We start from the raw sequence: 14,179 nt of genomic DNA on the forward strand, positions 1-14,179 counted from the left end.
TGCTCACCCGGTCCACCGGCAAACTCCGGCAGCGGCGGACAGCCACGCATCGTATTCGTTTCTCGCCCAAGGAGATCCGAGCCGATCCGGTTCCAGAATGGGACGGGCTGGCCTAGGGTGACGACATGAGCTATCGGGGGATGCTGGCCGACGAACGTCGCGAACTGATCGAACTGCTGCGTGGGTTGACCGAGCAGGAGTGGGAGACGCCGTCGCTGTGCGCGGGCTGGCGGGTACGCGATGTCGTCGCACATCTGCTCACCGACACGCTCGGTCCCATGGCCTACGCCACCGCCATCGCCAAGAACCGCGGCTCGGTCGACCGCGTCAACGGCGCACTCGCCGAGTCCTTCGCGGCACTGCCGACCGCCCAGCTGGTGGACAAGTTCGACCGCGAAGGCGGCCGCCTGTCGAAGTACTCGCCGCGCCTGGCGCTGTCGGACCTGATGGTGCATCAGCAGGACATCCGCCGTCCCCTCGGCCGCCCACGGACGATTCCCGCCGACCGCCTGATCGCGGTCCTGTCGTACCCGGATCCGTTTGCTTTCCCTGGCAAGCGGACCAGGGGCCTGCGGTTCGTGGCCACCGATGTCGGCTGGTCGTGGGGTGACGGCCCGGAGGTTCGCGGCCCGGGCGAGGCCATCGCCCTCGCGGTCGTCGGCCGCACCGTCGTCCTCGATGAGCTCACCGGCGGGGGTGTCCCCGAACTCCGCCGCCGCTGCGTGTGACCCGGGCGGGAGTGACACGGGCCGCAGGGGCGTGGACCGGTGCGGTGACCGAGGGTCCAGACCTACTAGTCTGATCATGTGAGTCTTGTGCTGTTGCCCGCTGTCGATGTCGCCAATGGTGAGGCCGTGCGCCTCGTGCAGGGGGAGGCCGGTAGCGAAACCAGCTATGGATCGCCTCGGGACGCGGCGCTGGCATGGCAGCAGGCCGGCGCCGAGTGGGTCCATCTGGTCGATCTGGACGCGGCCTTCGGCAAGGGGAGCAATCGGGAGCTGATCGCCCAGGTCGTCGGTGAGCTCGATGTCAAGGTCGAGCTGTCCGGCGGTATCCGCGACGACGAGTCGCTGAAGGCGGCGCTGGCAACCGGGTGCGCGCGAGTCAACATCGGTACCGCGGCGATCGAGAACCCGCAGTGGTGTGCGCGGGTGCTCGGTGAATACGGCGACCGGATCGCGGTCGGACTCGACGTCAAGCAGATCGACGGTGAATGGCGGCTGCGTGGTCGCGGCTGGGTGACCGACGGCGGCGATCTGTGGGAAGTGCTCGAACGCCTCGAGCGCGACGGGTGCGCGCGCTATGTCGTCACCGATGTCTCCAAGGACGGCACGCTGACCGGTCCCAACCTCGAGCTGCTGAGCGAGGTCGCCAACGCCGCCGAGGCACCGGTGGTCGCCTCCGGCGGTATCTCGGTGCTCGACGACCTCGTCGCCATCGCCGGACTGGCCGAAGAGGGCGTGGAGGGTGCGATCATCGGCAAGGCGCTCTACGCGGGCCGTTTCACCCTGCCCGAGGCACTGGCCGCGGTGCGCTGATCCCCACGATGACCGCCGCACCGAGCACCGCCGAACTGACCGACCTGCTGGCCGTCGCCACCCAGGTGCTGGACGGGGTCGTCCCGCGCTTCGTCGAGGGGATCGGTGCGCCGAGCGCGGTCATCAAGGGCCGCAACGACTTCGCCACCGAACTCGACCTCGAGCTGGAACGCACCATCACCGTCGAGCTGCAGCAGCGCACCGGCATCGCGGTGCACGGCGAGGAATTCGGCGGCCCCGCGCTCACCTCGGGCACGGCCTGGGTGCTCGATCCGATCGACGGCACCTTCAACTACTCCTCCGGCCACCCCATGTCGGGCACCCTGCTCGCGCTGGTGCACGAGGGCGAACCGGTGATCGGCCTGACCTGGCTGCCCCTGCTCGGACAGCGCTACTCCGCGGTCGCGGGTCGTCCGCTGCTCGTCAACGGCGTCGCGGTGCCGCCGCTGGAACCGGGCAAGCTCGCCGACTCGATGATCGGGTTCGGCGCGTTCAACCTCGACTCGGCGGGCCGCATCCCCGGCCAGTTCCGGTTCGACCTGCTCGGCGCGCTGAGCAGGCTGTCGTCGCGGGTCCGCATGCACGGCGCTACGGGCATCGACCTGGCGTATACGGCGTCCGGCGTGCTCGGTGGCGCGGTCGTGTTCGGGCACCATCCGTGGGACAACGCGGCCGGTGTCGCGCTGGTACGGGCCGCGGGCGGCGTGGTCACCGACCTGGCGGGCGCGCCGTGGACGATCACCTCCGGTTCGGTGCTGGCCGCCGCGCCCGGGGTGCACGAAGAACTCCTGGACATGATCTGCACGGTCACCGAAGAAGAACGAGGGTGAACACCATGACACCGCGCACCGAGGAACGGCCGGACACGACGGCGCCGAGCACCTTGGCCGTCCGCGTGATCCCCTGCCTGGACGTCGACGCGGGCCGGGTGGTCAAGGGCGTCAAGTTCCAGAACCTGCGCGACGCGGGCGATCCGGTCGAACTGGCCGCGACCTACGACGCGCAGGGCGCCGACGAACTGACCTTCCTCGATGTCACCGCCTCCACCGGCGATCGCGGCACCATGCTCGACGTGGTGACCCGTACTGCCGAGCAGATCTTCATCCCGCTCACCGTCGGCGGTGGCGTGCGCACCGTCGAGGACGTCGACCGGCTGCTGCGCGCCGGCGCGGACAAGGTGTCGGTGAACACCGCCGCCATCGCCCGCCCCGAGGTGCTGTTCGAGATGTCGCAGCGCTTCGGCGCCCAGTGCATCGTGCTTTCGGTCGACGCCCGCACCGTGCCCGACGGCCAGCCCGACACCCCGTCCGGCTGGGAGGTCACCACCCACGGCGGCAAGCGCGGTACCGGCATCGACGCGGTCGAGTGGGCCATCCGCGGCGCCGAACTCGGCGTCGGCGAGATCCTGCTGAACTCGATGGACGCCGACGGCACCAAGACGGGCTTCGACCTGCCGATGATCGCCGCGGTCCGCGCCGCGGTGAGCGTTCCGGTGATCGCCAGCGGCGGCGCGGGCGCGGTCGAGCACTTCCCGCCCGCCGTGCACGCGGGCGCCGACGCGGTCCTGGCCGCCAGCGTGTTCCACTTCGGCGACCTCACCATCGGCCAGGTCAAGGACGCGATGCGCGCGGACGGCATCACCGTCCGCTGACACGTCTCAGGCCCGGCCGCCACGCAGCCGGGCCAGCGCGGCGTCGGGCACGACCTCGCCGGGGACGACGAATCCCTGAGTGCCCTTGGGCTGCAGGAACACTACGTCGCCCTGGGTGATCACCCGTTTGATGTCGGCGTAGCGGATGGTGACCTGTCCGGTGGTCTGCTGCAGGTGCATCGCGTCGTGGGTGTAGTGCGCGCTCATCCGATGGCCGGGGCCCGCGATGGCCGTGAACTTCGGATTCACCTTGGCCAGCTGCACGCCGGTGGCCAGGGTGATGACCACCAGTTCGAAGGCGACCACGATCAAGAACGCGACCGCCATCTCGCCGATCACCGCATCGCCACCGTCGGAGAGCACCGAAATCGTGCCTCGTGCCAGCAGGAACGCCGGAAGTACGAGCAACACAGCCCATTTGGCGGGTAGCCGCCAGTTGACCAGGGCGGCGCCCCGGTTCAGGCGCGGGGCCGTGTCGCCGTCACACACATAGGCGACATCGATCGGTACGCCCGGGTGCGCGAAACCCCCTTGCTGCTGCGGATTCATCAAATCCCCCCTCGTATGAAAAATGTCGGACCGATTGTAGACAACCGCCGATGTCGGGAACTACAAACCCATTTCGGTGGCGATGATCGTGCGCAGGACGTCGCTACTGCCGCCCTGGATGCGGTCGATGCGGTGGTCGGCGTAGAGGCGGGCGATGGGGGAGTCGGTGAGATAGCCTGCGCCGCCGTGCAATTGCAGGCAGCGGTCGATGACGCGGCCCGCGGTTTCGGTGGCGAACAGTTTCGCCGATGCGGCGTGGGCGGCGCCGAGTTCGCCGCGGTCGTGCGCGGCGAGCGCGCGATCGACGACCGCCTCGACGGCGTCGACCTCGGTCTGGCAGGCGGCGAGTTCGAACTTCGTGTTCTGGAAGGCCGAGACGGGGTGGGTGAACGCGATGCGGTCCTGGGTGTGCTTGCGCGCGAAGCGGATCGCGGCCTTGGCCTGGGCGTAGGCGCCGACGGCGATGCCGAGGCGTTCCTGGGGCAGCTGACCGGCGAGGTGGGTGATGGCCTGGTGCGGCGTGCCGAGCAGGTCGGTGGCCGGCACCCGCACATCGGTGAAGGTGAGTTCGGCGGTGCCGCTGACCTTGCGGCCCAGCGTGTCGAGCTGGCGGCCGACCCGGAAGCCGGCGGCCGTCGCGTCGACGGTCAGCAACGACAGCCCGTAGGACGGGTCGTCGGGACGCGGGGCGGCCGTGCGCGCGCACACGATGACCCGGTCGGCGTGCACGCCACCGGTGACGTAGGTCTTCGATCCGTTCACCACATACGTGCCGCCGTCGACGGACAGCGGTGCGGTGGTGCGCATCTCGCCGGGTTCCGCACCGGTGCCCGGCTCGGCCACCGCCAGCGCGAACATCAGGTCGCCGGTGACGATCCCGGGCATCCACCGCGCCTGCTGCGCCGGGGTGGCCAGCGTCTTGACCAGCGGCAGGCACCGGGTGACGTGGGCGCTCGAACCACCGAAGGAGACGGCAGCTCGCGCGATCTCCTCGGCGAGCACGGTCCGGTACCCGAACGACTCGCGCCCCGCCCCGCCGAACTCGACCGGCGCCTCCAGCCCGAAAACGCCGAGTTCGCCCAGCCGGTAATAGAACTCGCGCGGCACGAGACCGTCCTCGTACCACTTGCCGAAGCTCGGCACCACCTCGGCTTCGATGAACGCGCGCATCGTCGCCCGGAACGCGGCGTGATCGGCGTCGAAAACTGTTCTGCGCATCAGGAATTCCTTACCGGCCGGAAACGGCCACGAGCCGGCCCGCCCGAGCGTGGTTCGGGCGGGCCGGCGGAGTGCGGACAGTACTACTTCGCGGGGGCGGGCACCGCGGGGTCCTTGCAGTACGCGCCGAGTTCGGCCGGGCACGGCGCGACGATCGTCGAGAAGTACTGGTAGGCCGCGAACAGCGCCAGCGGCCCGCCGACCGTGACCAGCCCGACCATGCCGCCGACCGCGCCGAGCGTCGCGGCGCCGAGCACACACCCGGCGACCGTGGCGCCGACCCACGGGACCAGCAGCACGATCACCGGGCTGGCGATGGCCGCACCCGCCGCGCCACCGACCAGGCAGCCGACACCGCCGCCGAGCACGGCGCCGATGATGGCCGCCACGGCGCTGCCGATGGTCAGGCGCTGGGCGAAGATGCCGAGCGCCGTCTGGTCACGCGGGGTGAAGGATTCGGCGACCTGCTGCACGGCCGAGTCCTGGGTGATCACGTTCGTCGCGGCGGCCGCCGGGGCGCCGCCGTCCTTGGACGGGGTCAGGGTCGCCTTGCCGCCGTCGATCGTGGCGGCGATCGGAAAGACCTTGTCGTCCATGCGGTAGGACAGCGGCAGCGCGGCGACCGGCACCTCGGCGCCGGTGGTGAGCACCAGCTGGTCGCCGACGACCTGGAGTTTGCCGTCAGTGGTGGTGAGGACGGCGGCATCGCCCTGCCTGCTGACCTCGTAGTGCACGTCGGTCTGCGCCGGTGCCGGGTCGGCGTGGCCGGTGCCCGCGCCGACACAGAGGGTCAGCGCCGTCAAGGCGGCGGTCGCGAGCGTGGTGGACATCTTCATCGGTGATCCTCATCGATCGGGGGTGTACTTCGGGTGTTTCGCGGCGTGCGCGCAACATTCGGGGGGCTACTTGCCGGTGTCGATCAGGCCGTCGGTGAGCGACCAGTGGTTGCCGGAGAAGGTCTGGATGCCGACGGCTTCGAGCGGATAGCCGTCGCTCGCACCGGTTTTCATCGTGATGCCGGGCAGCAGCAGGTCGACCGCGACGTTGTCGAGCGAGCGCATGGCGTCGCGCAGGCCCTCCCTGGTCGGGCAGGTCGCCGCTTCCATCGTCTTGCGGAAGCTCTCGGCCATCGCCCAGCCGGCCATGGCGTGCTGGTTCTCCGGATCGGCGCCGGGCGCGTACTTGGCCAGGTTCGTCTTGTAGGTCCGCATGCCCGCGTCCTGCGCCCAGCGCGGGTCGGCCGGGTCCTTGAGGAAGGCCGCGGTGACCACGCCCTGGACGTTCTCCAGGCCGACCGGCCGCAACGTGGCCATCGTGTTCGACACCTGGGTCACGATGTGCAGCGGATTCCAGTCGGTGTTGCGGACGTCGGCGGCCAGTGCCTGCGAGGCGAACTTCGGGGTCGAGAAGTTCAGCAGTACATCGGCTTTGGAGTTCGCCAGATTGCGGACCTGCGCGTCGACGGTGGGGTCGGTGACCTCGAAGCTCTGGTGCGCGACCACCTTGACGCCGCTGCCGGCGACGCCCTCGGTGAAGGCGGCGAGCAGGTCCTTGCCGAAGTCGTCGTTCTGGTAGAGCACCGCCACGGTCGCGTCGGGGCGCTGTGTCTTCACATGCTGGGCGTAGGCCAGGCCCTCGGTGCGGTAGCTGGGCTGCCAGCCCATGGTCCACGGATGCTCGGTGTCGGCGCCGAACTTGGTCGCGCCGGTGGCGACGAAGACCTGCGGCACCTTGCGCTGGCCGAGGTAGTCCCAGACCGCCGAGGACGTCGCCGTGCCGAGGGTCTGGAAGACCGCGAACACCTGATCCTGTTCGACCAGGCGGCGCGTCTCCTCGACGGTCTTGGGCGGCTGGTAGCTGTCGTCGCGCACCAGGTACTCGACCTTGCGCCCGTCGATGCCGCCCTGTTCGGCGTTGACGTAGTCGAAGTAGGCCTTGATGCCCTTGGGGACTTCGCCGTACGCCGAGGCCGGACCCGACAGCGGGTACACCCCGCCGAGTTTGATGGTGGTGTCGGTGATGCCGGTGGTCTGCTGACCCTTGCAGTCGCCGACGGCCGCGGTACCGGTCTCCTCGCCGCGGCCACCGCAGGCGGTGAGGGTGGCGAGCAGCGCTGCCGCCACGCCGAGGGAGCGAATTGCCTTAGTGCGCATGATTCTTTCCTTTCCGGACGCGATGTCCGAGCCACTGCGACCACTGGGTGACCAGGCCGGCCAGTCCCGTCGGCGCGAGGTACATGACCGCGATGATCAGCAGTCCGAAGATGACGCCGGGCGCCGCCTGATTGACGTCCTGGGCGAAGCTGGGCACGAACATCACGAACAACCCGCCAAGCACCGGGCCCCACGTGGTGCCGAGCCCGCCGACGACCAGCCCGGCCAGCAGCGTCACCGACAGGGTCACCGCGAACGAGTCAGGCGAGACGAACGCGATCACCCAGGTGTAGACACACCCCGCGACACCGGCCAGCAACGCGCTCCAGGCGAAAGCCAGGGTCTTGTAGTGGGCGAGGTTCACGCCGAGAACCTCGGCGGCGATCTCGTTGTCCCGCACGGCATGCAGCGCGCGCCCCACCCGGGACCGCAGCATCCCGGCGACGAGCACGAAGCTCAGGACGGTGGTGACCAGGGCAAGGAAGTACAGCCACTGGTCCTCGGCCAGCCCGGTCCAGGCGGGCGGCACCGGCTTGGTGACGGTGAGACCCATCGAGCCGCCGGTCAGTCCGTCGAACCGCTTGAGCAGCGGGACCAGGAAGATCGCGATCGCCAGGGTGACCAACGCCAGATACAGGCCGCGCAGCCGCAGCGCCGGGATGCCGAGCGCGAAGCCGAGGGCGAAGGTCACCGCGGCCGCGAGCGGGATGGTCGCGAAATACGGTGTGTCCCACCGTTCCATCGCGATGGCGGCGGTGTAGGCGCCGACCGCGAAGAACGCGCCGTGGCCCAGCGAGATCTGTCCGGTGTGGCCGACCAGCAGGTTCAACCCGAGCAGGGTGACCGCGTAGACCATGGCCATGGCGAGCTGGAAGGTGTGGAAGGGCACCAGCTGGAAGGGAGCCGCGCAGGCCAGTAGTACGACGGCCGCGGTGGCGATCAGTGGCCAACGGAGGCGGGCTACCACCGAAGTAGCTGGTGGTGCAACGGAAGTCGCCGGCTTGGTTACAGTCTTCAACTCGCTCATACCCGTTCCACCGCCGCGTGTCCGAACAGACCTTGCGGGCGCAGCAACAGCACGCCCAGGATGATCACCAGCGGCACACCGATCTTGAGTTCGGTGCCGATCGCGTCGACGTAGGCGCCGGTGAGGGTTTCGGCGACGCCGACGATCAGGCCACCCGCCACCGCGCCGCCGGGGGAGTCGAAGCCGCCCAGGGTCGCCGCGGCGAAGGCGTAGATGAGGACGCCGCCCATCATGTTGGGCTCGAGGAACAACAGCGGCGCCGACAGCACACCGGAGACCGAGCCGACCAGCGCGGCCAGTCCCCAGCCGAGCGCCAGGACGGTGCCGACCCTGATCCCGACCAGCCTGGCCGACTGCGGATTACACGCCACGGCGCGCATCGCCAAGCCGATCCCGGTGTAGCGGAACAGCAGATACAGCAGACCCATCACCACGCCGACGACGGCGAGCACGCCGAGGCTGCCGAAGCCGACACTGACGCCACCGCCGCGGAAAGCGCCGTCCGGGAAGGGATTCGGGAACGACTTCACCTGGTAGGACCAGATCCAGCCCGCCACCGCGTTGACGGTGAAGAACAACCCGACCGTGACGATCACCAGGGTGATCTCGGGGGCGCCCTCGACTGGGCGGATGACCACCCGCTCGATCACCATGCCCGCGGCGAAGGAGATGGCCAGGGTGAGGATCAGCGCCGCCCAGAACGGGAGCGTCTGGCTCAGCTGCCAGGCCAGGAACGCCGAGAACATGGCCAGCTCGCCCTGGGCGAAGTTGACGATCCCGGTGAACCGGTAGATCAGGACCAGCGCCAGCGCGAGACCGGCGTAGATCGCGCCCGCCGAGAGTCCCTCGACGAGTTGCTGCACGAGATCGGTCACGGCTGCACCCGGATTCCCAGGTAGGAGCGGGTGACCTGCTCGTCGGCCCTGATCTGTTCGGCGGTGCCGGACAACACGATGCGCCCGGTCTCCAGCACATGCGCCTGGTGGGCGACACCCAGTGCCAGATGCGCGTTCTGTTCGACGACGATCACGGTGGTGCGCTCCTGTTCGTTGATGGTGTGCACGATCCCGAACAGCTCCTGAGTGACCAGCGGGGAAAGGCCGAGCGAGGGTTCGTCGAGCAGCAGCACCCGGGGCCGCAGCATCAGCGCCCGGCCGATGGCGAGCATCTGCTGCTGACCGCCGGACAGGCCGCCCGCCGGATCGCGGCGCTTGTCGCGCAGGATCGGGAAGTAGTGGTAGATGCGGCGCAGGTCGGCCTCGGTGCCCGCGCGGTCACGCCGGGTGTAGGCGCCGAGGCGCAGGTTCTCCTCGACGGTGAGCGGCGCGAACGTGCCGCGGCCCTCGGGGACGTGGGCGACACCGAGGCGGGCCATCGCCTCCGGGGCGCGGCCGGTCACCTCGGTGCCGTCCAGCCGCAGGGTGCCGCGCACCTTGACCATGCCGCACAGGGCACGCAGCAAGGTCGTCTTGCCCGCGCCGTTGGGGCCCAGGATCGCGCAGACTGCGCCCTCGGCGACCGAAAAGCTCACGCCGTGCAGCACTTTCGCCGCGCCGTAGCCGGCGTGCAGGTCGGTGATCGACAGGAAATCGCTCATGCCGCAGCTCCCAGATAGGCCCGGATGACGGCCGGATCACGTTGCACCGCTTCGGGTTCGCCCTCGGCGATGACCTGCCCGAACTCGAGGCACACCACGCGATCGCAGGTGCCCATGACGAAACCCATGTGGTGTTCGACCACCACGACGGTGAGGTCCAGATCGGCTTGCAGCGCGCGCAGGCGGTCGGCGAATTCGTCGACCTCGCCGTGGCTGAGGCCGTTGACCGGCTCGTCGAGCAGCAGCAGCCGTGGCCGGACCGCGAGCGCCCTGGCCAGCTCGATGCGTTTGAGCGTGCCGAACGGCAGGCCCGAGGCCGGATGGTCGGCCACCGCGGTCAGGTCGAGCCGCTCGAGCAGATCATCGGCTTCGGCGCGCAGCGCCCGTTCCTCGCGGCGGACCTTCGGCAGCCGCAGGCCTGCGGAGACGAAACCGGCAGTGGCCCGGTGGTGCGCGCCGACGAGGACGTTGTCGCGCACCGACAGCCGGGGGAACAGGCCCAGGTTCTGGAACGTGCGGGCGATGCCGAGGCCGGCCAACGCGTCGGGCCGGACGGTCGACAGATCGGTATCGCGATAGCGCAGGGTGCCCGAGGTCGGGCGGTTGCGCCGGGTCATGCAATTGAACAGGGTGGTCTTGCCCGCTCCGTTCGGTCCGATCAGGCCGACCATCTCGCCGGGAGCGACCGCGAACCCGACCTCCCGCAGGGCGGTGATCCCGCCGAAGCGCACCGTCAGGTTGGTTATTTCGAGCATGCGACGACGGTAAGTTCGCAGGTCACCGGCCACATCGGACGTTGCGGACCAAATTCTGCGCGCGATCTCGTCCGCTGCGGACATGGTCCCGGCATGAGCGGCCGGAGGCGGTAGCGGAGCGTGACCACGGAGGCCGCCCGAGCATGCCGATCGGACACAGCCTGGTTGACACCGGGAAATCGGACATGCAAACTCCCCGGACATGTCGGCTGGATCACATTTGCTCACCGCGTCGATCTCGGAACCGGTGCACGCCGAGCGCGCCCGGATCGTCGGCTGCGCCTACGACCACGCCGACGACATCGCCGACGACGTGATGACCAAGCTGCGCGCCGAGCTGCCCGGCTACGGGACCGCCGACCCCGGCTTCCTCGCCGACGTGCACGACCAGCTGGCCCGGCTCAGCCGCACCGGCCTCGGCGCGCTGCTCGAGCGCAAGCGGGTCACCCCGGCCGATGTCACCTACGCCAGGCAGGCCGCCGCGCGGCGGGCGCGCTCGGGTCTGCCGCTGGTCGACTACATCGCCGCGTTCCGGCTGGGTCAGCGCGCCATCTGGAAATCGCTGCTCGCCCACGCGGGCGACACCGAGGCGGGCCGCGAGGCCGTGTTGTCGCTGGCCGGTCCGCTGGCCCGCTACACCGACCTGATCAGCACCCAGGCCACCGACGCCTACCTGGAGTTCCAGCAGTACGTGGCGGCCGAATCGGGCCGCGACAGCCAGGCGCTGATGGACACGTTGCTCGAGGGAACGCTGCCCGCGGGCGGGCCGCACCTGTCGGTGGCCACCGCGCACGGGATCGGCGCCGATCGCACCACGCCGCTGGTTGTCGTGACCGCCGTCGTGCTCGACGGGTCCGCCGACGGAGGCGCTGAGACAAGGCAATTGGTGTCGGCCGCCGCGGCGCGGGTCGGCGTCAACGGGTTGCGCACGCTCTCGGTGGTGCGTGGCGGGGAGATCGTGGCGATTCCCGCGCTGGGGCGTGACGGTTCCGCCGAGCACCTGTGCGAACGACTGCGCGCGATGCGCGAGGAGCTCGCCGCCGAGGGCATCGCGCTCGCCGTCGGCGTGAGCACCGCGGTCACCGAGGTCGCCCAGATTCCGCGCGCCTACCGGCAGGCCCAGGCCGCGCTCGCTCTGCTGCCCGAGGACGGCGGCGTCCTCGCACTGCCGCAGATGACGCCGTTCCGGTACCTGCTGCTGCGGGCCGACGACACCACCCGCCAGCTCGTCGACCCGCGCATCGGCAGCGCGCTGGCCGACGACCGCGCCCGCGGCGGCTCGCTGGCCGAGACCATCCGCGCCTTCGCCGCCGCCGACATGAACCTGCGCGAGGCCGCCGACACCCTGCGGATCCACCTGAACACCGCCAAGTACCGGCTCGGGCGGATCCAGGAGCTCACCGGCCGCAATGTGCGCAGCGTCAACGACCTGGTCGAACTGCTGGTGGCGATCGAGCTGCAGACCGGGCAGTCGGGTCGGCACGGTGCGGCTGTTATAAACGAGGCATGAGCCTGGATCCCGCCATCGCCGCACGCCTCAAGCGCAACGAGGCGGGTCTGGTCGCCGCCGTCGCCCAGGAGAAGTCGACCGGCGACGTGCTGATGATGGCGTGGATGGACGACGAGGCGCTGGCCAGGACCATCGAAACCCGCAAGGGCACTTACTATTCGCGCTCGCGTCAGCAGTACTGGGTCAAGGGCGAGACCTCCGGCCACACCCAGTACGTGCACGAGGTGCGCCTGGACTGCGACGGCGACACGATCCTGCTGATCGTCGACCAGGAGGGCGCGGCCTGCCACACCGGCACCCACACCTGCTTCGACACCGACGTGCTGCTCGCCGCCGACTAGTCGCCGTCCTCGGCGAGCACCCGGTTCAGCCGGTCCGACAGGGTCTCCCCGAGCTCGGCCAGCTGGGCGGTCTGCTCGGCGTCGAGACAGTCCAGGACCAGTCTGCGCACGGCGTCCACATACCCGGGCGTAGCCTCGAGCACCTTCTCGAAACCGGCATCGGTGAGCACCGCATGCACCCCGCGCCTGCCCGCGGTCGAGTCGCGGCGGGCCCACCCCAGCCGCTCCAGCTTGGAGACCACATGCGACAGGCGCGATAGCGACGCATTTGCTTTGTGGGCGAGGTCACTCAATTGCAGGCGATGGCCCGCTTCCTCGGAGAGCAGGCTCAGCACCCGGAACTCGAAATGGGTCAGCCCGGACTCCCGCTGTAAGCGGGTGTCCAATGCGCCCGGGATCCGGGCCATGAGCGCCACGATCGCCTGCCACGCGCGCTGTTCGACGGGGTCGAGCCACTGGGTCATCGCCTGCACTGCCTCGCGGTCGGACGGCAGGGCTGATGTACTGGGGCGCGCACCGAACCGAGTTTGCCACGACGTCGCTGTGGCGTCCGCGAGTTGGTGGCGGTCGTGAGGTCACTCACAGCGTCGTGAGCGAACTATCGCGCGGGCGCTAGGGTTTCGTGCGCCGCTGTCCTACCGCTCGTCCGTGACGAGCGGTGACTGCGACGTCGTGGCGGACTTGGCCGCCTTGCGGCGGGTGAGGCCCCGCTTGCCCATCAGGGCGAGGATGAGCAGGAAGATCACCCCTGCCACGATGGCGCCGACGAGGCAGGCGCCGCGGAAGGCGGGGGCGTCGACGTCGAGGATGCGCTGACCGGCGTGGGCGGCGTTGTTGCCGCCGAGCACGATCGTGAGGGTCATCAGGTTGGGCAGCGCGGCGAGCAGGGCGATGATCACCGCTGCGCCCGCGATGAACTTGCCGCCCTTGCGTTTCCACATCCGCACGGCGAGCAGCAACAGCAGCAGCGGCACCAGCGTGAACACCAGGCCGTAGACCAGGCCCCACCAGATGCCCTGGCTGAAGCTGCCGTGCACAGTGCTCGCCAGCCGCTGTGCCCACCAGCGTGGGATGAACGCCGCCAGGACGAAGTAGGCGATCACCAGGACGGCGGCCGTGGCGACCGTGATGATCGCCCGATTGCGCCACACGATCGCCGTGGGCTTCTGACCGCTCGACTGCACCTCGCCGGTTGTCATGGCCCCAGCGTAGATGCGGTCACGGTGCCGGACGCCGATCCGGCGCCCGGCGTTTCCGGATCGGTTGCTACTCGCCTGTCGTCGCGCGGGCGCGCAGGAAGGCCAGCGCCTCGTCCGCGTGCACGGCCGCGCGGAGTTCGCCGGTCACGACCTTCAGGATCGTGCGGTCGGTGTCGATGACGAAGGTGTGCCGCTTGACCGGGGCGAGTTTGCCGAGCAGGCCGCGCTTGACGCCGAACGCCGCGGCGACCGCGCCGTCGGCGTCGGAGAGCACCGGGTAGTCCAGGCGCTGCTTGGTGGCGAAACCGGCCTGCACCTCGGTGCTGTCGGTACTGATGCCCGCGCACGAGGCGCCGATGGCGGCGAACTCCGCGCTCAGATCACGGAAGTGGCAGGCCTCGGCCGTGCACACCGGGGTGTTGGCCGCCGGGTAGAAGAACAGCACGAGCGGGCCGTCGGCGAGCAAGCCGTCGAGCGAGCGGAGCTGGGCGGACTGGTCGGGGAGCTCGAACTGCGGAGCGCGCTGGCCTGGCTGCATGACCCGACCCTATCGACCGGCCGCCGAGCGCGAAAGATCCCCGTCCGCCGAGGCGAACGGGGACCGGGTTCGTGATCGGCAGGTACCGCCCCCGACGGACCGC

The 14,179-nt window shown here is 69.9% G+C and carries 17 protein-coding genes; 6 read left to right on the top strand and 11 right to left on the bottom strand.

The window, feature by feature from the left end; genetic code table 11:
- The first annotated feature begins 125 nt into the window (after window positions 1-125).
- The 4 genes from IEY60_RS30445 (at window position 126) to hisF (ending at window position 3,189) form a co-directional block, all read left to right on the top strand.
- Window positions 126-728, top strand: a complete 603-nt coding sequence (locus IEY60_RS30445; protein ID WP_229740270.1) for a maleylpyruvate isomerase family mycothiol-dependent enzyme — start codon at window positions 126-128, stop codon at window positions 726-728.
- A 78-nt stretch (window positions 729-806) separates the two neighbouring features.
- Window positions 807-1,538: a bifunctional 1-(5-phosphoribosyl)-5-((5-phosphoribosylamino)methylideneamino)imidazole-4-carboxamide isomerase/phosphoribosylanthranilate isomerase PriA gene (gene priA, locus IEY60_RS30450; protein ID WP_189033966.1), complete on the top strand. Its 732-nt coding sequence runs from the start codon at window positions 807-809 to the stop codon at window positions 1,536-1,538.
- Window positions 1,539-1,546: 8 nt separating this feature from the next.
- Window positions 1,547-2,368 (top strand): inositol monophosphatase family protein, encoded by an 822-nt coding sequence (locus IEY60_RS30455; RefSeq protein ID WP_189033967.1) that lies wholly within the window; start codon window positions 1,547-1,549, stop codon window positions 2,366-2,368.
- Between the two features lie 5 nt (window positions 2,369-2,373).
- The gene (gene hisF / locus IEY60_RS30460; RefSeq protein ID WP_189033968.1) at window positions 2,374-3,189 is read left to right on the top strand and encodes an imidazole glycerol phosphate synthase subunit HisF; all 816 of its coding nucleotides are present in this window, start codon (window positions 2,374-2,376) and stop codon (window positions 3,187-3,189) included.
- Window positions 3,190-3,195: 6 nt separating this feature from the next.
- On the opposite strand, the gene IEY60_RS30465 is transcribed toward hisF, so the two are convergent.
- From IEY60_RS30465 to IEY60_RS30500, 8 genes are all read right to left on the bottom strand, one after another.
- The gene (locus IEY60_RS30465; protein WP_189033969.1) at window positions 3,196-3,738 is read right to left on the bottom strand and encodes a YcxB family protein; all 543 of its coding nucleotides are present in this window, start codon (window positions 3,736-3,738) and stop codon (window positions 3,196-3,198) included.
- A 60-nt stretch (window positions 3,739-3,798) separates the two neighbouring features.
- A complete protein-coding gene (locus IEY60_RS30470) occupies window positions 3,799-4,956 on the bottom strand; it encodes an acyl-CoA dehydrogenase family protein (RefSeq protein ID WP_189033970.1) in 1,158 nt (385 codons plus the stop codon).
- Window positions 4,957-5,039: 83 nt separating this feature from the next.
- Window positions 5,040-5,792, bottom strand: coding sequence for a DUF8020 domain-containing protein (locus IEY60_RS30475; RefSeq protein ID WP_189033971.1), 753 nt, complete (start codon window positions 5,790-5,792; stop codon window positions 5,040-5,042).
- A gap of 66 nt (window positions 5,793-5,858) precedes the next feature.
- A complete protein-coding gene (locus tag IEY60_RS30480) occupies window positions 5,859-7,109 on the bottom strand; it encodes an ABC transporter substrate-binding protein (RefSeq protein ID WP_189033972.1) in 1,251 nt (416 codons plus the stop codon).
- Complete coding sequence (locus tag IEY60_RS30485; RefSeq protein ID WP_229740271.1) at window positions 7,099-8,076, bottom strand: branched-chain amino acid ABC transporter permease; 978 nt, start codon at window positions 8,074-8,076, stop codon at window positions 7,099-7,101. Before IEY60_RS30485 ends, IEY60_RS30480 begins: the two co-directional genes overlap by 11 nt.
- A 56-nt stretch (window positions 8,077-8,132) precedes the next feature.
- A complete protein-coding gene (locus IEY60_RS30490) occupies window positions 8,133-9,011 on the bottom strand; it encodes a branched-chain amino acid ABC transporter permease (protein ID WP_189033973.1) in 879 nt (292 codons plus the stop codon).
- Window positions 9,008-9,733: an ABC transporter ATP-binding protein gene (locus IEY60_RS30495; RefSeq protein WP_189033974.1), complete on the bottom strand. Its 726-nt coding sequence runs from the start codon at window positions 9,731-9,733 to the stop codon at window positions 9,008-9,010. Before IEY60_RS30495 ends, IEY60_RS30490 begins: the two co-directional genes overlap by 4 nt.
- Window positions 9,730-10,488, bottom strand: coding sequence for an ABC transporter ATP-binding protein (locus IEY60_RS30500; protein WP_189033975.1), 759 nt, complete (start codon window positions 10,486-10,488; stop codon window positions 9,730-9,732). Before IEY60_RS30500 ends, IEY60_RS30495 begins: the two co-directional genes overlap by 4 nt.
- Window positions 10,489-10,690: 202 nt before the next feature.
- Here IEY60_RS30500 and IEY60_RS30505 point away from each other — a divergent pair, with 202 nt between their 5' ends.
- Window positions 10,691-11,998, top strand: a complete 1,308-nt coding sequence (locus IEY60_RS30505; RefSeq protein WP_229740272.1) for a PucR family transcriptional regulator — start codon at window positions 10,691-10,693, stop codon at window positions 11,996-11,998.
- The gene (hisI, locus tag IEY60_RS30510; RefSeq protein WP_189033976.1) at window positions 11,995-12,339 is read left to right on the top strand and encodes a phosphoribosyl-AMP cyclohydrolase; all 345 of its coding nucleotides are present in this window, start codon (window positions 11,995-11,997) and stop codon (window positions 12,337-12,339) included. Before IEY60_RS30505 ends, hisI begins: the two co-directional genes overlap by 4 nt.
- On the opposite strand, the gene IEY60_RS30515 is transcribed toward hisI, so the two are convergent.
- The 3 genes from IEY60_RS30515 to IEY60_RS30525 all read right to left on the bottom strand — a co-directional run bounded on the left by IEY60_RS30515 (window position 12,336) and on the right by IEY60_RS30525 (window position 14,076).
- The gene (locus IEY60_RS30515; protein WP_189033977.1) at window positions 12,336-12,803 is read right to left on the bottom strand and encodes a MarR family winged helix-turn-helix transcriptional regulator; all 468 of its coding nucleotides are present in this window, start codon (window positions 12,801-12,803) and stop codon (window positions 12,336-12,338) included. The two genes, hisI and IEY60_RS30515, sit on opposite strands and share 4 nt — an antisense overlap.
- Before the next feature lie 171 nt (window positions 12,804-12,974).
- The gene (locus IEY60_RS30520; protein WP_189033978.1) at window positions 12,975-13,538 is read right to left on the bottom strand and encodes a permease; all 564 of its coding nucleotides are present in this window, start codon (window positions 13,536-13,538) and stop codon (window positions 12,975-12,977) included.
- A 67-nt stretch (window positions 13,539-13,605) separates the two neighbouring features.
- On the bottom strand, window positions 13,606-14,076 hold the full coding sequence (locus IEY60_RS30525; RefSeq protein WP_189033979.1) for a peroxiredoxin: 471 nt from the start codon (window positions 14,074-14,076) through the stop codon (window positions 13,606-13,608).
- Between the last annotated feature and the right edge of the window lie 103 nt (window positions 14,077-14,179).

It is taken from the genome of Nocardia rhizosphaerihabitans (assembly GCF_014646295.1).
GTDB lineage: Bacteria > Actinomycetota > Actinomycetes > Mycobacteriales > Mycobacteriaceae > Nocardia > Nocardia rhizosphaerihabitans.